Below are 19,715 nucleotides of genomic sequence, written 5' to 3' on the forward strand. Positions count from 1 at the left end.
CTTCTTGAACCAAACCCATCAAACCGCCCATGACCAACAAACACATCGCCCAACTGGTTTCCGCCGATGGCAAAGCGATCGCCGCGGCGACCTCCGCGCCGGGATGCTTCATTCATGACGGCGTTGCGCTGGAAAAGTACCCCGACCTGTCCTGGGGCGGCCCCTTTTCCGAACCCGGCAGCGGCAACAACGTCGACTTCTACGTCACGGGAGAAGAGTATTTCCAGGCCGTGGCCAGCGCCATCGCCGGCGCCACCAAGTCGATCTATATCGCCGGCTGGCAGGTCAATTTCGATGTCGAACTCGCGGGCGGCCGCACGCTGTTCCAATGCCTGGAAAAAGCGATCGACGCCAATCCCACGCTGCGCATCTTCGTCATGCCCTGGCTATCGCCGAAGGTCGGGGTCGACACCGGCGACTTCGAGACGATGCTCGCGGTTTTTCAACTGAATGCGGGACATCCGCCACCCGCGCGCGCGTTCGCCGTGCCGGCAATCGCCCAAAGCGACATGTCGGGCGGTCTCGGCATCGGCTTCTCGCACCATCAGAAACTGGTGGTGATCGACGACCGGCGCGCGTTCGTCGGCGGTATCGACCTGGCGTATGGCCGGCGCGACGACGGCCGCTTTGCGCTGGCCGCGAACGGCCGCGCAGGGAACGAACTCTATAACAGCTGCATTCCCGCCATCCATGAGCTGTCGCAGGTCGAGCAGACGCAGTACCTGACCCGCGCCGAACTCCTGTGCGCCTGCTTCGACGGATTTGCCGGCAGTGTCGGCACGTTTGCCACTTCCGCAGTGGCGGCGCCGATCGCGCATGTGAGCGACACGGGAAAGCCGGCCAGCGACGCGCTGCGCAATGCCCGCAAGGTCGTGGGCGACTGGTGGGCGACCAGCGATTTGCTGCCTGACTTCGTGCGGCGCTGGCAGGACATACCGATCGATGTGGCACAAGACGCATCGCGCTGGGCATACCACAGGTTCGACCACGCACTGCAAGGCAAACTGGAAGGTCTGCGCGCCACCGGCAGCGCGCATGCGGCCAATGCCGCCGCCGTGCTGCTGGCATGGCTCAACAACGCCAGCACCGATCAGCTCCCGGCCGAGCTGCGCGCGGGCAGCATCGCGCTCATCGAAGCATTGACGAGCGCCACCTTGAGCCAGTTGAGCCATACCGCCGCCAGGCGCAGGGAACGCTACCCGAACCTGGGCAGGCTGCGCAAGATCTTGCCGACCAATGGCAAGACGATCTCGCCGGCGCAACCGCGCATGCCCTGGCACGACGTGCAATGCGCGATCAGCGGCCCGGCGGTGAGTGACCTGAGCAAGAACTTCGTACGCCGCTGGAATGGCATCGCATGCCGCTACGAAAAATCAAACACAGCCGTCCAGCAAGAGGTGGCGGCCCTGTTCGCGATCTTCGGGGTACGGCCCTTGCCGCGTCCAAAGCTGCCCCGCCTGGCCTCGCCGCCGCCGAAGACCGCGCAGCCAAAGACGGGAAAGAGCTGGGTGCAAGTACTGCGCAGCGCGCCGCGCACGCTGCAGCGCGACGAGGTACATGCGGAGCAGGCGGGCGCGGCGCCGGGGCGGGCGCAGAACAACTGCCTGAAGGCGATGCTGACGGCCATTCACGGTGCGCAACAGTTCATCTATATCGAAGGGCAGTTTTTCCAGTCGGCGTATGGGGACGACCAGGTCGACAAGTCAAGCAGCACTGGCGCCAGTCCCATGGCAACCCTGACCGATCCTACGGCCCTGGCAGGCTATGAACGGTACGCGAAGCGCCTTGGCATTTACCAGCTTCCCCCGGACGAGGTGCCGGGCGCGATACGCTGGTCCCAAATCGACGACATTCAGCGTGATGCAAAAGGTGCGGGCGCTGCCTTTATTCGCGACTTGAAAGTGGTGCTGAACAACTTGGCCGCTACGAAGGCATCCCAAGCGATGGGCCAGGCGCAGGACAGGCTCCTGAATCCGATCGGCGAGGCACTCGCGCGCCGGATCGAACAGGCGATTTATGACAAGCAGCCGTTTCACGTCTACATGGTGCTGCCAGTCCATCCGGAAGGCGCACTGAATACCCTGAATATCATGACCCAGCTGCACCTGACGATGCAGTCGCTGGTGTTTGGAAGCCATAGCTTGGTAAACAGGATAAGGCGGGCGGTATTGGTGCAAAAGCTTTGTGAAGAGGAAAAACTGAGTATCAAGGCAGCGCAGACCGTGATCGGCCATTATCCAGTCGGTACGGTGGTTCGTGAAGGCAAGGACGATTGGAAAGAATACCTGACCCTGCTAAACCTGCGCAACTGGGAAATGCTTGAAAAGCGCCCCGTTACCGAGCAGGTCTACGTACATTCAAAATTGCTAATCGCCGATGACCGGGTCGCCATTCTCGGCAGCGCCAACATCAATGACCGTAGTCAGTTAGGAGACCGAGACTCGGAACTGGCCGTCATCGTGCGCGACGACGAAGCACTGAAGGTCAAGCTCGATGGCGTTCACGAAGGGTCGGTCAGCACCAACGTTCATCGCCTCCGTATGCGCTTATGGAAGAAGCTTTTCGGGTTAATGGGCAGCACATACCCCGCCACCAGCCTAGCGCCGGTGGTCGACAAGCCTGCCGCCAGGGATACTTGGAAAGCGATCCAACGCGTCGCCCATACAAATGCCCTGGCATATCAGAACGCTTTTCCGTTTCTCGCGAAGGTTGAAGGCGAGCCCAGCCCCATCTGGCCGACCTGGAGTAGGAAAAAACGAAGCCTGAAAAGCCATATGCCTTTCAACGAACGCTTCTGGCGTCCAGACGAAGTGATGGATGAACCACTTTCGTGGGAAGCAAATGCGCGCGCGCAGGAGAACGTACCGACCAACATCCAGGGCTTTATTGTCGCTCTTCCGGTGTCCTGGACGGCTGGCGAAGATAACTCGTCAAAGATGAATCTGACCTTACTTGCAAACAATCGTGATTCCGAAAACGACAGCCGCTATCTTGCAAGCGCAGGCAACGACGAATACGACGACCCCATTGAACGGAGCCAAAATGCAAGCGCAAAACCTGTTGTTTGACGTCCTGTTCCAAGCCCAGCGCTCCACGTTCAATGTCCGCCGGTTCCGGGTGGCGACGCTATCTCTATGCGCCGTACTGGCTTCCGGGTGTCATGCTAAACCGGGGCAGGCGCAAATCGACGATGACAATGCACCCTCTCGCAAGCCGACGTCTGCCGACATGCTGAAGGTCACGGCGCCCGGCTACAAGCAAGTCGCCGGCACTAAGTCCGAGTGCCTGGGTCGGCTGGTATTCGAGGTCGGGCAGCAGTCTGAATGGCCACTCTATTTCTACTCCGACCCTTATAGCAGCTTCTTTGCTCGATCATTCAGCGCCCATGTTGAAGCACGCTTCGACACTATGCGGTTCGGTACGACGCGCATAGCGGTCATCGGATCAGTCGCGGGAGTTGAAAAGGAAGAGATATTCAAGGATTCGCCAGCTGGACTCGATGCTCATTTAAAGAAAAGAATCGGGGAAAATCATGCTTTCATCGAAGAGCTGAAGAAAGCTGTCAAGAACGTCAAGGAGGCCCAGGAAACAATCAAGGAACGTAAGGAGCTGATTCGCGAATGGGAAGAATCGATCGAAGAGAGCCGCAAGGAATTCCAGCCATTCAACTTTGGCGTACCGGACAGCCAGGGCTACTGGACGAGCAGAGGCCAAGCAATTGACGAGACCGATCGCGAATCCATCCTGCGCGCTTACCTCACGCGAGGCGAGCACATCTTCGTGTTCGAATCCACCGTCGACATGAATACACCGGCCGACAAGGAAAAACACCAGCGCGATTTCTCCGCCATGCTGGCCAAATTCCGCCCGCGCGCCCTAAACGAGATTCCCACCGAACCGGGTGTCTGCATTCCATTCGGCTTTATTCCCGACGACGGCAGGACGCCGATCGAATTCAAGCAATCGCTGCGCTACCCCGACGCGCCCGGCGTGCTGTACACCATCGCCACAGGCACTGTCGATCCGCGCCGTCCAAAGGCGACGCTGCTGACGGCGGCGGCGGACGCCAGCATGAATCCGCCGCCGGCGAAAGAGCAGGATAAAGTGAAAGCAGTCGTCACCCAACGCATCGGACCGCATATGGTCAAGCTGGGCGGCCTTACCGCGCCGCAGGGCGGCACCGTCATGCAGGCGCGCGCCGGGGCAGAAACCTACGACATCTACAGCGTGTTTACCGGATACAGCGGCTGGCTCGGCACAGACGTGCTCCCCTATATCCTGGTCGAACTGCATACCCTTACCAAAGTCCACGCCGAAGAACTGAAGCAGAATCCGCCGCCCTTCACGCAAAGCAAGGAACGGCTCGACGTTTTGTTGGGCAGCATACGCTGGCGGCCGACGAATCCAGTCATGCCGGAGTTCGAGGGCAAGTAAATCCAGTGCAGGCGCACTCACGCATAACAAAAAAGCGGCGGTCCCTGTGAAGACCGCCGCTAACCCTACCTGCTGCATTTAGTGCGGACAGCGTCCGCTTTCATTAATAAATCGCCGCGCCCGAGCCATCCTTCAGCTGCGCTTTCCACGCGCCCTGCACCAGCTTGACGACCGATGCCGGCATCGGCACGTAGTCCAGCTCGGCGGCAGCGGCGGTGCCGTTCTTGTAGGCGTAGTCGAAGAACTTCACGACTTCCTTGCCCTTGGCGGCGTCGGCCTGGGCCTTGTGCATCAGGATGTACGACACGCCGGTGATCGGCCAGCTGTTCTTGCCGGCGGCGTCGGTCAGGATCACGGCGAAGCCCGGGGTCTTGGTCCATTCGGCGCTGGCGGCGGCGGCCTTGAAATTCTCGTCGTCAGGCTGCAGGAACTGGCCATCCTTGTTCTTCAGCTGGGTGTGCGACAGCTTGTTCTTCTTGGCGTAGGCCCACTCGACGTAGCCGATCGAACCCTTGATGCGCTGGACGTTGGCGGCGACGCCTTCGTTGCCCTTGCCGCCGACGCCGGTGGCCCATTTCACGGCCGTGCCGGCGCCGATCTTGCTCTGGAATTCAGGGTTGGTCTTCGACAGGTAGTCGGTGAACAGGAAGGAGGTGCCCGAACTGTCGGCGCGGTGCACGACGGTGATGTCGTCGCCCGGCAGCTTCACGCCAGGGTTCAGGGCGGCGATTTCAGGCGCGTTCCACTTGGTGATCTTGCCGAGGTAGATGTCGGCCAGGACCGGGCCGGTCAGCTTCAGCTGGCCAGGGGCCACGCCTTCGACGTTGACCACGGCGACCACGCCGCCCATGATGGCCGGGAACTGCATCAGGCCCGCTTCGTCCAGCTCGGCCGCTTTCAGGGGCATGTCGGATGCGCCGAAGTCGACGGTCTTCGCCTTGATCTGCTTGATGCCCGCGCCCGAGCCGACCGACTGGTAGTTCATGCCGGTGCCGGTGGCCGCCTTGTACATTTCCGCCCACTTCGCGTAGATCGGGTACGGGAAGGTGGCGCCCGCGCCGGTCACGTCGGCGGCAAAGGAAGAGGACATCACCATCGCGGCAGCGGCACCGGCGATCATCGTTTTGAACATGTGCTTGATTTTCATTTTGTCGTAGCTCAGGGTGGGTAAGTGATGACGAGAGTCTAGCCAGCGAATATGACGGCTGTATGACGCGTCGACATGCGCCGCCGATGTGGCGTTTTTGCTATGCTGGACGCACCCACACGACCATTTGCCCGATGCGCCATTTGCTCGCCCTGCCCGTCGCCTGCCTGACGCTCGCCGCCTGCGCCGCACCGGGCGCGCCGCGTCCGGCGGGGCCGTTCACGCTCGAGCCGGGCGGGTTCGCCGAGGTGGCGCCGGGCGTCACCGTCACCTTCGAATCCTTCGAGGACAGCCGCTGTCCACCGGGCGTGCACTGCGTCTGGGCCGGCAAGCTGAGTTACCGCTTCAGCATCCGGCGCGGCAGCGATGCGCCCGAATCGTTCACGCTCGCGCCCGGACAGCCGGATGCGGCGCCGGCCGCACTGGCTGGCCGCCGCATCGTCCTCGACGAAGACGCCCTCCCCGCGCCGCCCGCGCCCGACACGCCGATCACTTACCGCGCCACCCTCCACATCAACCCGCCCGACTCCACCACCCCATGACCCGATCCGCAACCGCCCTTGTCCTTTCCTTCACCATCATCCTGCATGCGCCGCTGGTCCTCGCCAAGACGCCGGTCGCCACCGGCAGCGGCGGCGCCGTCGCCACCATCAGCGAAAAGGCGTCCGAATCGGCGCTCGCCATCCTCAACGGGGGCGGCAATGCGATCGATGCGGCGGTGGCCGCGGCGGCGACGCTGGGCGTGACCGATCCGTTCAGCTGCGGCATCGGCGGCGGCGGCTTCATGGTGATTTATCTCGCCAAGGACAAGCGCGTGATCACCATCGACCACCGCGAAACGGCGCCGGCCTCGTTCACGCCAACGGTCTTCATGGACAAGGGCGCACCCCTCGACTACGAAAAAGCGATCGCCAGCGGCGCCGCGGTCGGGGTGCCGGGCACGGTGCGCGGCTGGCACGAGGCGCTCGAGCGCTACGGCAGCATGAATTTCAAGCAGGTGCTGGCGCCGGCGATCGACGTCGCCACCAAGGGCTTCGTCGTCAGTGAAACTTTCTCTCATTTAACGCGAGAAAATGAAAGAAAATTTCAGCAGTTCGCCCCGACCAGTGCGCTCTACCTACGCAACGGCAAGGCAGTCAAACCCGGCACCCTGCTGCGCAATCCGGATATCGCCAGGGCCTACCAGGAAATCGCCGCGCGCGGCCAGCGCGCCTTTTACGAGGGGCCAATGGCGCGCGCCATCGTCGACGCCGTCAACAAGCCGCCGGTGGCCGGCGGTGCGAGCGTGCGCGCCGGCCGCATGACGCTGGCCGACCTCGCCAACTACGAAGCGCGCATCCGCCAACCGGTCGTCAGCACCTACCGCGGCTACGAAATCTACGGCATGCCGCCGCCGAGCAGCGGCGGCGTGACGGTGGCCGAAGCGCTGAACATCCTCGAAGGCTACGATTTGAAGTCGCTGCCGCGCGCCGATGCGGAGCACCTGTACCTGGAAGCGAGCCGCCTCGCCTTTGCCGACCGCAACGCCTATCTCGCCGATCCGGAATACGTCGACACGCCGGTCGCCGGCCTGCTCTCGAAAGAGTTCGCGGCCGAACGCCGCGCGCAGATCAATCCGAAGCGCGCGGCTGCCAACGTCGCCGCCGGCGACCCGTTCAACTTCCAGGAAGACCAGAGCATACCGCTGCGTCCCGAGCCGCCGATGCTGCAACAGGAGAGCGCCCACACCACCCACTTCACGGTGTCGGACAAGGAAGGCAACGTCGTCTCCTATACCTTCACCATCGAATCCTGGGGCGGCAGCGGCATCGTGGTGCCGGGCTACGGCTTCCTGCTGAATAACGAGATGACCGATTTCGATTTCTCGGGCCCGCGCCCGAACGTGCCGGAAGCGGGAAAACGCCCGCGCAGCAGCATGGCGCCGACCATCGCCCTGCGCAACGGCAAGCCGGCCTTTACCATCGGCAGCCCTGGCGGCGCGACCATCATCACCACGGTGCTGCAGACGATCGTGAACTACGTCGACTTCGGCATGCCGATGGATGCGGCGATCAACGCCCCGCGCCTGTCCGAGCGCAACGGCGCCGTCACCTCGGTCGAACCGGGTTTTGCCGGCAGCGCCCAGGCCAGGGCGCTGGAACGCTTTGGCCACACATGGGAAACGCCGCCCGAAGAGATCGGCGCGGCGAATGCGATCGTGTTCAATCCGGACGGCACCGTGACGGCGGTCAGCGAGGGCCGGCGTCACGGGGTAGGAAGCGCGCTGGTGCAGCGCAAGGGGCACTGAGGCTGGAGCTGGCGACAATGCCAGTTAACGATGCACAGACCTGTAAGGTGGGCGGCTACGCCTCTTCAGTTTGCAGACCAGCGGCGTTTGCGCCGCCCACGCGTTCAACCAGCCAATGATTTTTCGCGATGTTTCAAGGTGCCGTTGAACGCGTGGGCGGCATTCAGGCAGTGGGCCGGCACGCACCCGGGTATAGCCGCCCACCTTACGTGTCTGTGCATCGTTCCCGACGCGAAGCGTGGCCTGACTAACCGCCACTAAGCCAGCCGCCCCGCCGGAAAGGCAAATGGCGCCGTCCTGTCGCGCGCCAGGCCGCGGGCAACGACGGCGACCGCGATGGCGATGCTGGCCAGCGCCGCCCCGGGCGCCAGCGGCAGTCCCAGCGCCCGATGCAGCGCGACGGCCACGATCGCACTCAGGCCCAGCGACGCCACCATGCCGAGCAGCACGCGCCAGCCCGGCAGTCCGGCGCTGCGCGCATGGTCGCGCAGGTTGGCGCCAACCAGCGGCAGCGTCAGGCAGCAGAGGCAAGCCTGCATGAAGAGGCGTGAGGCGGAGGCGCCGGTCATCGCCGTCAGCAGCAGGACGGTCGCGGCCAGCATCGCCCATTCCAGCAGCGCGCCGCGCAGCAGCGCCAGGCTCACAAAGCGGTTGAACGCCGCCGCGGTGCCGGGCAGGGGCGGCGCCAGCCGGAACAAGGCCTGCTCGGCGGCCGTGTCTTTCAGGCGCGCGTTGCGCCGTTCGCTGTCGAAGAACGGGATCACCAACAGCCCCGAGGCGAACAGCCAGCCGATGTTCGCGACCATGTGCTGGGTATCGGCGCTCGCGAACAGGTGTATTCCCAGCAGCGCGCAGGCCACGATCGCCACCAGGCTTGCCAGCGTAAGCGCGTGGTGGACCGGGTGGCTGGCCGCGCCCAGCAGGTGGCCGAGCAGGCGCCGGCTGTCGCGCCGGCGGCTGTCGCGCGCCAGTACCCGCCGGTACAGCGTGGCGCCAAACCCGCGCGCCTTGCGCTCCCTGAACTGGCCCGTCGCCGACAGACGCTCGGCTTGCAGGGTGCGCGCCGCGCACGCCGCCACATGGCGCTCGCCGCCGTTCATGAACATGGCCTGCAATACAAAGGCGCCCAGCGCCAGCATCAGCAGCGTGGCGACGGCGAAGCCGCTGCCGTGCGTGAGCGGTTCCAGCAGACGGGGCGGCACGCTGCTGTTGAAGAAGATTACACCGAACAGGGCAAACTGACCGAGTCCTGCCGCGCGGTGGCCGCTCAGCGCCAGGCCGTACATGGCGATGCCGCTGCCGGTTCCCAGGAACACTAGGGCCGCGTCGGCGCGCGTGTCGCCCGCCATCAGTGCGACAGCGCCGGTGGCGACCGCCCATGCCAGGATCGTCAATCCCATCAGCCGGCGCCGCATGCGCGGCACCAGGCGCGCCGTGGCTGGCGTGTTCAACTTGACCGCGCCCGGCACGAAATAAAACAGCGCGCCCACCAGCAGGAAGCCCAGCGCCACCCGCAGCGACAGGATGGCGGTGCGCAGCAGGTCGTCCTCCTTCAACTGGATCAGCGCACCGAGGCCCAGGGACGCGATCGCGGTGGCGCAGAGGAAGAACACGTGCGCACGCGGATGGCGGATGCTCAGCGCCATGCGCCACAGCAGGTAATAGTCTTTCATGACGGCGTTCATTGCGTCACCTCGATGAACAGGTCTTCCAGGCTGAGCGTCTCGATGCGCACGCCCTTCTGCGCGCCCACCGCCCCGAGCGCCCTGCCGTCCCGCGTGACCACGCTGACCGTGCCATCCGGACCGCGCTGGCGCCGTACTTCACCGGCGAGCGCCACGCCATCGAGCAGCGCGCTTGGCCCGACCACGCGGCGCGCGCCTTCCAGCAAGGCGTCGAGCTGGCCCTGCAGCGCGATCCTGCCATCCTTGAGAAAGGCGATGTCGAGCGCTACCCGCTCCAGGTCGGACAGGATGTGGGTCGAGAACACGACGGTCGTGCCCTGCTCGATGACGCCGTCGATCAGTTCGCGCAGGAAGTCGCGCCGGCCGACCGGGTCGAGCGCGGACACGGGTTCGTCGAGGATCAGCAGTTGCGGATCGGGGCCGAGCGCGCGGATGATCGACAGGCGCTGCTGCTCGCCGCCCGACAGTTTACTAATCGCCTTGCCCTGCATGCCTTTGTCGAAACCCCAGCGCACCAGCAGCGCATTCACTTTGCCATCGTTCCAGCGCGGATACAACGCCTTGAAATAATCCAGCATCTGGCGCGGCGTCATCCACGCGAACAGGTCCGACTTCTGCGGCACGTAGCCGATGCGTGCACGCGTGGCGTCCGACAAGGCATCGACGTCCTCGCCGTAGATGCGCACCGATCCCGCATCCGTCTCGCGCAGCCCGAGCAGGCATTCGAGCAGGGTCGACTTGCCGGCGCCGTTGCGGCCCAAGAGGCCGATGACCTGGCCCGGCAGCACCTGCCAGTCGAGGCCAGCGAGCACGGAGGCGCTGCCGAACTGCTTGCGGACCGAGGACAACTGGACGATCGGGGTGGTCATGCTTGTTCCTTCAGGATGAGGGTGAATAGGGAAAGGACGGTGTCGGGATCGAGTTCGAGCTGGCGCGCTTCCAGGGCCGCGCGTTCCAGGGTCGGGCGCAGCAGTTCGGCGCGGCTGGCGGTGCTGTGCGCGGCGCCGGCGCGTTCGGCGACGCGCATGCCCATGCCGCGCTGGCGCGTCAACAGCCCTTCCATCTCGAGCAGGCCGTAGGCCTTGGAGACGGTCATCGGGTTCAGGGCAAGCGCCTGCGCCACTTCGCGCACGGACGGCATGCCGTCGCCGGGCGCCATCTGGCCGGCGGCGACCAGGCGCCGCACCTGCTCGACGAGCTGGCGGTAGATCGGCTCGGAAGAGCCGGTGGTGATCGAAAACAGCTGGGCGGTGTGGGTGGCCATAGCGTCTAGTGTATTAGTTAATTAATACAGTAGACGCTTTTTTACATGGTGTCAACAAGAAATGCTCAATGTACTTCTGGTATCCATACGTCGCCTATCAGGCGTATGCTGTCGAAACGATGACCTACCCCGAGAGGCCTGACATGACCCGACTGACGGCAAACGATTTCGACCCCGAAGTGCTGCAACTGTTCGACGGCTACGTCCACGGCCGCCTGTCGCGCCGCGAATTCCTGGCGCGCGCGTCGCGCCATGCGGTCGGCGGCATGACGGCGGCAGGCCTGCTGGCGCAACTGTCGCCCTCCTTCGCCGCACCGCTGGTGGCCGCGTCCGACAAGCGCCTGAAGACGAGCTACGAAGAGTTCCCGTCAGCCCAGGGTTACGGCACCCTGCGCGGCTACATGGCCGTTCCCGCGCATGCCAAAGGCAAGCTGCCCGCGCTTCTGGTCGTCCACGAGAACCGCGGCCTGAATCCCCACATCGAAGACGTGACCCGCCGCCTGGCGCTGGAGGGTTTCATTGCCTTCGCACCCGACGCGCTGCATCCGCTGGGCGGCTATCCGGGCGACGAGGACAAGGCGCGCACGCTGTTCCAGACACTCGATCAATCGAAATCGCGCGCCGATTTCGTCGCCGCGGCGGGCGCACTCAAAGGACTTCCGCAGGCCACCGGCAAGGTCGGCGTGGTCGGCTTCTGCTACGGCGGCGCCATCGCCAACTACCTGGCGACAGTGCTTCCCGACCTGGCCGCGGCCGTGCCCTTCTACGGCAGCCAGCCGCCCGCCGCCGACGTTTCTAAAATTCGCGCGCCCTTGATGATCCACGACGCCGGCAAGGACGCGCGCATCCTCGCCGGCTGGCCGGCGTACGAGGCGGCGCTCAAGGCGAACAAGGTCGATTACCAGCACTTCGTCTACGAAGGCGCCGAGCACGGGTTCAACAACGACACGACGCCGCGTTACGACGAGGCAGCGGCAACGCTGGCGTGGGGGCGGACGGTGGGGTTTCTCAAGGCGAAGCTGGGGTGATTCGCAGCATCGAAAAACTGCGTTTACATGGCTGTGATATCGTCGTATCCAGACTTTTGTAACCAAAGGATCACGGATGAACCGCTTCAACGAAAAAACCGTACTGGTCACTGGCGCCGCTTCCGGCATCGGCCTCGCCGCCGCCCGCCGCTTCCTCGACGAAGGCGCCCGCGTCGTCATGCTCGATATCGACGCAGACAGCCTCAAAAAGGCCGCGGCCGAACTGCCGCAAGACCGCATTCTCGTGCAGGTCGGCGATACGGCCGACAAGCACACCGCCATCGCCGCCGTCAAGGCGGCGGTCGAGCGTTTCGGCGGGCTGCATATCCTGGTCAACAACGCCGGCATGGCAACCGAGGGCGACATCACGCAGACGAGCGAAGAGGACTTCGGACGCGTCATGGCGGTCAATGTCGCCGGCTACTTCCACATGGCCAAGGCGGCGATGCCCGAACTGGTGAAAACGCGCGGATCGATCGTCATGACATCGTCCGTCTCGGGCCTGGGCGGCGACTGGAATCTGTTTGCCTATAACACGTCCAAGGGCGCGGTCAGCAACATGGTGCGCGCGATGGCGATGGATGCGGCGAAGGATGGGGTGCGGGTGAATGCGGTCAATCCAAGTTTTACCAAAACCGGGATGACTGAGGACATGGTGAGCAATCCGGAACTGGTCGCCAAGTTCCAGGAGCGCATGCCGCTTGGCGCGCCCGAGGATGCGGAGGGCGTTGCGGCGGCGATGGCCTTCCTGGCCAGCGAGGATGCGCGCTTGATTACCGGCGTCAACCTGCCGGTGGATGCGGGGCTGATGGCCTCGAATGGGCAGCCGCCGCAGTAACCGTCCCAGGCTGTCAAGACTAAATATTCCTCAGTCCATCGCCGCAGGTTTCAGTCAAACCGTCGATCAGCTCGCGCTCCTGCTCGCTCAGTTGGTCGACATCAACGAACCGCCAGTTGCTCTCGTAGAGTCCGAACGCCTCTTCGGCGGTGATGACGTCGCCCGGTTGCCGGCTCCAGGCGAGCAGTGTCAGCTGGGGATAATCCCCGATCGTGAGGGTTGCAGCAGGGGGTTTCATAGCGACGATGATGGCTTCTTCGGATGGAAAGTCAACGGCCGAACCTGCGGACACGCTGCCGTGCCAAGCAAGCTTTCCCACACCAAACGAAAAAACCGGGGCAAGCCCCGGTTTCATGACGACCGATACGAACGACGATTACAGGTGCGGCGTAATCGACGGCATCAGGTCATCGAAGGTGCGGCCGCTGGCGTTTTCGCCGATGGCATGCATCTTCCACTCGCCGTTGTGGCGGTACAGCTTGGCCATCACCTGCGCGGTGTGGGCGCCCTGCACCGACAGGTCGTAGCGCGCCACTTCCTTGTTGCCGGAAGCGTCGAGCAGGCGGCAGTAGGCGTTTTGCACTTGCGAGAAGTTCTGGCCGGTGAAGCTGTTCACGGTGAACACGAGCGACTTGACGTTGCCCGGCACGGCGGAGAGGTCGACGTTGATCTGCTCGTCGTCGCCGTCGCCGGCGCCGGTGCGGTTGTCGCCGGTGTGGACGACGCTGCCGTCCTTGCTTTTGAGCTGGCGGAACCAGACGGTGTCGACCGGACGGTTCGATTCGTCGAACATGACGACCGAGGCGTCGAGGTCGACGCTTTCGGTTTTCGAGCCGAAGCCGAGGAAGCCCTTCGACTTGATGGCATCCCAGCCGAGACCCATGGTCACGCGGGTGAGTGCGCCGCCGCCCTCTTTCGAGAGCGAGATTTTCTGGCCTTTTTGCAGACTGACGGTCATTGTAGTTCTCCTTAATGTAGTGCTTTATCCAACTGAGCAGCAGGCTTACTTGGCGGGCGTTTGCATCCACGCCTTGAAGGCGGCGCGGTTACGCGAACACACGTAAACCTTGCCCTTGCCCGAAAAGCGCAGGACCATGCCCTCGCCGCTGGTCTGGCTGTTGATCAGGTTACCCAGGAAGCCACCGCTGGTGCCGGTCGTGATCGAGATTTCGTAGCGCAGCGTGCTGTCCCAGCAGACGACGTGCGAGTTGTCGATGATCGCGTCCTTGCCCGGCTCGACTTCCAGCATCGACATCGACCCGAAACCCGACACCACCACCTGGCCCTGGCCACCGGTCTCGGTGACGAAGAAGCCGCCGCTGTTGGCGAAGAGCGCATTGCCGATGTTCTGGGTGCGCACTTTCAGTTCGACCCCGGAGCTGGCGGCGACAAAGGCGCCGTCGCTGAGGATGTACTGGTTCGGGCCGCAGTCGACGATCTGCATCGCACCCGGCAGCGTCGGCGAGAGCAGGCAGTCGCCGGCGCCGCGCGTGGCTTCGATGTGCTGCTGGAAGAAGGACTCGCCGTTGGCGAAGGTGCGCATCAGCGCGCTGCCGAGCCCGCCCCGCATCTTGCCTTTCAGGTCGAGGGTCGATTCCATCATCACCATCGCGTCGGATTCGCAATAGATGGTTTCGCCCTGGCGCATCGAGACGTGCAGGAAGGGATCGACGTCCCCGGTCACGGTAAAAGTTGGCATGTTAAATGGCTTCCTCTTGGCGGACGGCTTCCATTCATGGATGCCGTTCGCAGGTTGTTAGTTCACATTGTTTAAACGTTGACGCCGTAGTTCTTGGCCAGTGGCCCCAGGCCGCCCTGGAAGCCCTGGCCGATGGCGCGGAATTTCCAGTCGGCGCCGTTACGATACACCTCGCCGAAGATCATTGCCGCTTCGGTCGAGCCGTCTTCCGACAGGTCGTAGCGGGCGATTTCCGCGTCGCCGCTGGCGTTGATGCAGCGGATGAAGGCCTTGCCGACCATGCCGAAGTTCTGGCGGCGGGTCTCGGCGTCGTGGATGGTCACGGCCAGCACGATCTTGTCGACGTCGGCCGGCACCTTGGTCAGGTCGACCGACACGCTTTCGTCGTCGCCCGCGCCTTCGCCGGTCTTGTTGTCGCCCGAGTGGACGACGGAACCGTCGGCCGACTTCAGGTTGTTGTAGAAGATGAAGTCGGCGTCGGAGCGGACCTTGCCGGACGAATTGAGCAGGAACACTGCGCCGTCGAGGTCGAAGGCGGCGCCGTCGGTGGCGCGGGTATCCCAGCCGAGGCCGACCTTCAGGTTGGTCAGGCCAGGGGCTTCTTTCGACAGGTTGACGTTGCCGCCTTTTTGCAGACTGATTGCCATGATGTGGTTCTCCTTAGTGGATGGACTGCTTGTATGAACACCGGGGTTTATCACGCGCAGCGAACTGGTGTTCTGCCATTCGCCGGGCGGTTCGTTGGGCGCAGCGTTGATGGCGCTGCGCGGAATTTTGTGACTCTGTTCTTGCTGTGTACCGCGTGGGCTCGAGAGCCCACCCTGCAAAGGCGGTGCACCGTAGGGTGGGCACTCGTGCCCACGCAGTACAACGCGTCCTCATCGAGACGGTGGCAACCATCGCCACCGCCTCCCCTGCTTACGCCAGCTCTTTGGCGCCATGTGCCTCGAGCGCGGCATGCTTCTTCTTGTACTGGATCGACGACCACAGCGAGGCAATGATGAACGCCACACCCGTCAGGCCGGTGATCAGCTCAGGCACGTGGACGTGCATACTCGCCAGCATGATCACGGCCAGGATACCGATCGCATAGTGCGCGCCGTGTTCCAGGTACACGAATTCGTCCAGCGTGCCCTTCTTGACCAGGAAGACCGTCATCGAACGCACGAACATCGCGCCAATGGCCAGGCCCAGCATGATGATCACGACGTCCGAGGTAATCGCAAAGGCGCCGATCACGCCGTCGAAGGAGAACGATGCATCGAGCACTTCGAGGTACAGGAAGCCACCGATACCGCCGGTCTTGACCATGTCGCCGACATTGCTGTTTTCATCCGACTCGCTCTTTTCCAGCAGGCTGCTGATCATGTCGACGCCGACGTAGACCAGGATGCCGTAGATACCGGCCACCAGCACGATCATGCGCTGGGCGTCGGCCACGAAGGTCGAGGCGAACAGCAGGGCCGCGAGCGACAGCATCACCGAGATCGAGGACACCTTGCCGAGCGAACCGAGCTTCTTCTCGAAGTTGCCCAGCCAGTGGGTTTCCTTTTCATCGTCGAGCAGGAAGTTCAGGAAGACCAGCATCAGGAACATGCCGCCAAAGGCTGCCACTTCCGCGTGGTGCGCCGTCAGGTGGCCCGAGAACGCTTTCGGATCGTTGAGTGCCAGGTTCCAGACTTCGGTCATGCCCAGGTCAGCCGCGACTGCCACGATCACGATCGGGAATACCAGGCGCATGCCGAACACGGCGATGATCATGCCCAGGCCAAGGAACAGCTTGAGCCAGAATTCGTTCCATCCCTTCAGGACCGAAGCGTTGACCACGGCGTTGTCGAACGAGAGCGAGACTTCCATCACCGACAGGATGGTCGCGATACCGACCGCCGTCAGCGCGCCGGAAACGCCGCCATGCTCGTAACCCCACCAGGCCGCCAGGGCAAGGCAGATGACGGTAACGATGAAAGACCCTCTGAAGTGCTTCATGTTGATTTCCTTTCTTTATTGTTCATATTGATTTCCCTCAACGAAAAATTGATAGGACGCAGTGTACTGCCATGCAGACCATTGAAAAAGCGAAGATAATCGAAGTATTACTTCGAGAAAACGGAACAGATGAAAAACGCAGGAACGAATTTCCGCCATTTGTATTACTTCTGGGTCGTCGCCAAGGAGGGTAGCATTACCCGCGCTGCGGAACGACTACATCTTGCCGTGCAAACCGTCAGCAGCCAGATCACCCTGCTCGAGCAGGCGCTCGGCAAATCGCTGTTTACACAGCAGGGACGGCGCCTGGTGCTGAGCGAAGCGGGCCGCCTGGCGCTTACCTATGCCGACCAGATTTTTCTGCTGGGCGAGCAGATGCAGGACGCGCTCGACCAGACCTCGACCCTGCGCACCCGGCTATCGGTCGGCATTTCCGATTCACTGCCCAAGCTGACCGCCTACCGCCTGCTGGAAGCGACCACGCGCCTGGCCACGCCGGTGCGCCTGGTCTGTTCGGAAGACCAGTACGAAGCGCTGCTGGCCGACCTCGCCTTGCATAAACTCGACGTCGTCCTGACCGACCGCGCCCTGCCCTCGGGCAGCACCTTGCGCGTGTTCAGCCACATGCTGTTCGAAAGCGAGATGACGGTGGTGGGCACGGCCGACCTCGCCGCAACGTATGCGCAGGACTTCCCGAAGAGACTGAATGGCGCGCCTTTCCTGCTGCCGACGCGGAATAATGCCTTGCGGGGCAAGATCGACGAGTGGTTCGAATTGCAGGGTGTGCATCCGGACGTGGTGGGCGAGTTCGAGGACAACGCCTTATTAAATACCTTCGGCCGGCGCGGCCTGGGTTTGTTCTTCGCGCCGGCGGCGCTGGCGGCCGACCTGGCCGAGCAGTTGCAGGCGGTGCTGGTGGGGCGCGTGCCCGAGGTGCGCGAGCAGTTTTATGCGATCTCGAACGAGCGCAAGATCCAGCATCCGGCGGTCGAGGCGATCCTGGCGTCAGTGCATCATGGAAAGTTGGGCGGGGCTTGAGGCCGGCTAGCTTGTACAATGGCCGTCAGCTGTCTTTTTAGTAACTCACTTTTTATATGGAAAATATTTTATTTGTCGTTCTGGCCCTGTTCCTGGTTGCCCTGAACGGCTTCTTCGTGGCGGCCGAATTCGGTATCGTCACGTTGCGCAAGACCCGCGTGCGCGCCATCGCCAAGACCACCGGCCTGCGCGGGCGCATCCTGGCCAAGGTCCACGGCCAGCTCGACGAATACCTGTCGGCCTGCCAGCTCGGCATTACTCTTGCCTCGCTGGGCCTGGGCTGGGTCGGCGAGCCGGCCTTTGCCAGCCTGCTCGAACCGCTGTTCGCCATGGCCGGCGTCACCTCGCCCGAGATCATCCACGGCGTTTCGTTCGTGGTCGCCTTCAGCGTCATCTCGTTCCTGCACATCGTGGTCGGCGAACTGGCGCCGAAATCGCTGGCGATCCGGATTCCCGAATCGGTGGCGCTGTGGACCGCCCTGCCCCTGTACGGTTTTTATTGGGCCATGTACCCGGCGATCTGGCTGCTCAACAAGAGCGCAAACGGCGTGCTGCGCGCGGCCGGCCTGGCAGGCAGCGGCAGCCACGACACCCATTATTCGACCGACGAACTGAAACTGATCCTGCGCACCAATACCAGCACGGGTAAAGAAAAATTCACCCACGACGAGCGCCACATCCTGGCGCAGTCGCTCGAATTTTCGGAAATGGCCGTGTCCGACCTGATGCGCCCGATTAACGAGGTGATCGCACTGCACGAAGACTTGCCGATCGAGGAAAATTTGGATACGGTGCGCCGCAACCGCTTCTCGCGCTACCCGTATTTCGACGAGGAAGGCGAGGAAGTGCTGGGCGTGATCCACCTGAAGGACCTGTTCTTCGCCCAGCAGGCGGGCAAGGACCTCACCGACCTGACGCAATTCCTGCGCCCGGTCGAGACGATTTCGGCGCGCACGCCGGCGCAGGACATCTTCCGCCGCTTCCGTACCGGCGCCCCGCACTTCGCACTCATCGGAGAAAAGGGCAAGCGCCCGGTCGGTTTCATCACCCTCGACAACCTGCTGGGCGCGATGGTGGGCGAGATCCGCGACGAATTCCGCATGAACGAAAACGACTGGCTGCCGCAGTCGGACGGCACCTATATCGGCAAGGCCTCGCTACCGATCTACTCGCTCGAACGCCTGCTCGGCATCGACATCGACAACGAAGAGATGGGCCTGGACGACGTCGAATCGGTCGGCGGCCTGTTGATGGCGAAGCTGGGCGATATCCCGAAACAGGGGCAACGCATCGAATTCCCGAAATTCGACGTGGTGGTGAAAAAGACGAACGGGCCGCGTATCCTGCTGGTCAAGGTGTTTCCGCGGCTGGAGCGCGGCGAGGGCGACGACGACCACAGCTGAGCGCGCACGATTGGAAGGGGCGGGTTAGCTCAGCAGTTGCGTGGTTATAATGTTTCTTCGGAAATTGCTTCACATCGAGCCCCCGCATGAGCATCCGTACCCGTCACAACATCAGCGTTTCCGGCAGCGGCCCCGTCACCCTGGTCTTCGCGCATGGCTTCGGCTGCGACCAGGCCGTGTGGCGCTTCATGGCGCCCGCTTTCGAGGACCGCTACCGCGTGGTCGCCTACGACCTGCTCGGCAGCGGCAAATCCGACCTGGCGGCCTATGACCGCGCGCGCTACGGTTCCCTGCACGCCCATGCCGACGACCTGCTCGCCATCATCGACGACGTTGGCGATGGCCCGGTGGTCTTCGTCGGCCATTCGGTGAGCGCCATGATCGGCCTGCTGGCCGGCATCAAGGCGCCGGAACGCTTCCGTGCCCAGGTCATGATCGCGCCTTCTCCCAGCTATGTCGACGATGGCGACTACCGCGGCGGTTTCAGCAGCGGCGACGTCGACAAGCTGGTGGCGGCGATGGAGGCGGACTACCTCGGCTGGTCAACCAGCATGGCGCCGGTGATCATGGGTGCACCGAACCGGCCGCACCTGGGCGTCGAACTGACCAATAACTTCTGCCGCAACGACCCCGCCATCGCCCGCCATTTCGGCCGCGTCACTTTTCTTGCCGACCACCGCGCCGACCTGGAACACGCTACCGTGCCGACCCTGGTCCTGCAATGCACCGATGACCTGATCGCCCCCGCCGACGTCGGCCGCTACCTCCAGCGCCACCTGGCCGGCAGCGTGCTACGCGAAGTGCGCAACGTCGGCCATTGTCCGCACATGAGCGCGCCGGCCGAGTGCGTGCGCTTGGCCCAGGAGTTTCTCGACGGCCTGGGACACGCTCACCATTGAAACCTGT

The 19,715-nt window shown here is 63.4% G+C and carries 18 protein-coding genes; 9 read left to right on the forward strand and 9 right to left on the reverse strand.

The features are described from left to right. Positions 1-29 precede the first annotated feature (29 nt). Both AC56LG_RS03775 and AC56LG_RS03780 read left to right on the forward strand, forming a co-directional pair. Positions 30-3,068, forward strand: a complete 3,039-nt coding sequence (locus AC56LG_RS03775; RefSeq protein WP_497164788.1) for a phospholipase D-like domain-containing protein — start codon at positions 30-32, stop codon at positions 3,066-3,068. Continuing rightward, positions 3,043-4,434: a T6SS immunity protein Tli4 family protein gene (locus AC56LG_RS03780; RefSeq protein WP_497164789.1), complete on the forward strand. Its 1,392-nt coding sequence runs from the start codon at positions 3,043-3,045 to the stop codon at positions 4,432-4,434. The genes AC56LG_RS03775 and AC56LG_RS03780 overlap by 26 nt, the downstream gene beginning before the upstream one ends. 103 nt (positions 4,435-4,537) lie before the next feature. Here the strand turns inward: AC56LG_RS03780 and pstS are convergent, their stop codons facing one another. Continuing rightward, entirely contained in the window at positions 4,538-5,581 is a 1,044-nt protein-coding gene (pstS, locus tag AC56LG_RS03785) for a phosphate ABC transporter substrate-binding protein PstS (protein ID WP_497164790.1), read from the reverse strand. A 62-nt stretch (positions 5,582-5,643) separates the two neighbouring features. On the opposite strand from pstS, the gene AC56LG_RS03790 reads away from it, so the two are divergent. Next, positions 5,644-6,123 (forward strand): hypothetical protein, encoded by a 480-nt coding sequence (locus AC56LG_RS03790; protein ID WP_497164791.1) that lies wholly within the window; start codon positions 5,644-5,646, stop codon positions 6,121-6,123. Then, the gene (ggt, locus tag AC56LG_RS03795) at positions 6,120-7,868 is read left to right on the forward strand and encodes a gamma-glutamyltransferase (RefSeq protein ID WP_497164792.1); all 1,749 of its coding nucleotides are present in this window, start codon (positions 6,120-6,122) and stop codon (positions 7,866-7,868) included. Before AC56LG_RS03790 ends, ggt begins: the two co-directional genes overlap by 4 nt. Before the next feature lie 257 nt (positions 7,869-8,125). On the opposite strand, the gene AC56LG_RS03800 is transcribed toward ggt, so the two are convergent. Genes AC56LG_RS03800 through AC56LG_RS03810 form a run of 3 tightly spaced genes read right to left on the reverse strand, consistent with a single transcriptional unit; the run spans position 8,126 to position 10,817 of the window. Then, the gene (locus AC56LG_RS03800; RefSeq protein WP_497164793.1) at positions 8,126-9,553 is read right to left on the reverse strand and encodes a hypothetical protein; all 1,428 of its coding nucleotides are present in this window, start codon (positions 9,551-9,553) and stop codon (positions 8,126-8,128) included. Beyond that, positions 9,550-10,422, reverse strand: coding sequence for an ABC transporter ATP-binding protein (locus AC56LG_RS03805; protein ID WP_497164794.1), 873 nt, complete (start codon positions 10,420-10,422; stop codon positions 9,550-9,552). The genes AC56LG_RS03800 and AC56LG_RS03805 overlap by 4 nt, the downstream gene beginning before the upstream one ends. Further along, entirely contained in the window at positions 10,419-10,817 is a 399-nt protein-coding gene (locus AC56LG_RS03810; protein WP_497164795.1) for a GntR family transcriptional regulator, read from the reverse strand. The genes AC56LG_RS03805 and AC56LG_RS03810 overlap by 4 nt, the downstream gene beginning before the upstream one ends. Before the next feature lie 143 nt (positions 10,818-10,960). Here AC56LG_RS03810 and AC56LG_RS03815 point away from each other — a divergent pair, with 143 nt between their 5' ends. Further along, entirely contained in the window at positions 10,961-11,845 is an 885-nt protein-coding gene (locus tag AC56LG_RS03815) for a dienelactone hydrolase family protein (RefSeq protein WP_497164796.1), read from the forward strand. 76 nt (positions 11,846-11,921) lie between these two features. Continuing rightward, positions 11,922-12,683, forward strand: a complete 762-nt coding sequence (gene budC / locus AC56LG_RS03820; RefSeq protein ID WP_497164797.1) for a meso-2,3-butanediol dehydrogenase — start codon at positions 11,922-11,924, stop codon at positions 12,681-12,683. A gap of 19 nt (positions 12,684-12,702) precedes the next feature. On the opposite strand, the gene AC56LG_RS03825 is transcribed toward budC, so the two are convergent. The 5 genes from AC56LG_RS03825 to AC56LG_RS03845 form a co-directional block, all read right to left on the reverse strand. Further along, positions 12,703-13,038 carry a hypothetical protein gene (locus AC56LG_RS03825; protein ID WP_497164798.1) on the reverse strand — a complete coding sequence of 112 codons (336 nt, stop codon included), beginning with the start codon at positions 13,036-13,038 and terminating at the stop codon, positions 12,703-12,705. Between the two features lie 21 nt (positions 13,039-13,059). Continuing rightward, positions 13,060-13,641: a TerD family protein gene (locus AC56LG_RS03830; RefSeq protein ID WP_192049895.1), complete on the reverse strand. Its 582-nt coding sequence runs from the start codon at positions 13,639-13,641 to the stop codon at positions 13,060-13,062. A gap of 45 nt (positions 13,642-13,686) precedes the next feature. Then, positions 13,687-14,382: a TIGR00266 family protein gene (locus tag AC56LG_RS03835; RefSeq protein WP_497164799.1), complete on the reverse strand. Its 696-nt coding sequence runs from the start codon at positions 14,380-14,382 to the stop codon at positions 13,687-13,689. Between the two features lie 71 nt (positions 14,383-14,453). Beyond that, positions 14,454-15,029, reverse strand: a complete 576-nt coding sequence (locus AC56LG_RS03840; protein ID WP_497164800.1) for a TerD family protein — start codon at positions 15,027-15,029, stop codon at positions 14,454-14,456. A gap of 271 nt (positions 15,030-15,300) precedes the next feature. Next, positions 15,301-16,368 carry a DUF475 domain-containing protein gene (locus AC56LG_RS03845; protein ID WP_192049901.1) on the reverse strand — a complete coding sequence of 356 codons (1,068 nt, stop codon included), beginning with the start codon at positions 16,366-16,368 and terminating at the stop codon, positions 15,301-15,303. 129 nt (positions 16,369-16,497) lie between these two features. Here AC56LG_RS03845 and nhaR point away from each other — a divergent pair, with 129 nt between their 5' ends. The 3 genes from nhaR to AC56LG_RS03860 all read left to right on the forward strand — a co-directional run bounded on the left by nhaR (position 16,498) and on the right by AC56LG_RS03860 (position 19,708). Continuing rightward, complete coding sequence (gene nhaR / locus AC56LG_RS03850; RefSeq protein ID WP_497164801.1) at positions 16,498-17,406, forward strand: transcriptional activator NhaR; 909 nt, start codon at positions 16,498-16,500, stop codon at positions 17,404-17,406. Between the two features lie 56 nt (positions 17,407-17,462). Beyond that, entirely contained in the window at positions 17,463-18,809 is a 1,347-nt protein-coding gene (locus AC56LG_RS03855; protein ID WP_497164802.1) for a hemolysin family protein, read from the forward strand. Between the two features lie 86 nt (positions 18,810-18,895). Then, positions 18,896-19,708 (forward strand): alpha/beta fold hydrolase, encoded by an 813-nt coding sequence (locus AC56LG_RS03860; protein WP_497164803.1) that lies wholly within the window; start codon positions 18,896-18,898, stop codon positions 19,706-19,708. The last annotated feature ends 7 nt before the right edge of the window (positions 19,709-19,715 follow it).

The organism is Telluria sp. ZB2R32 (assembly GCF_059685715.1).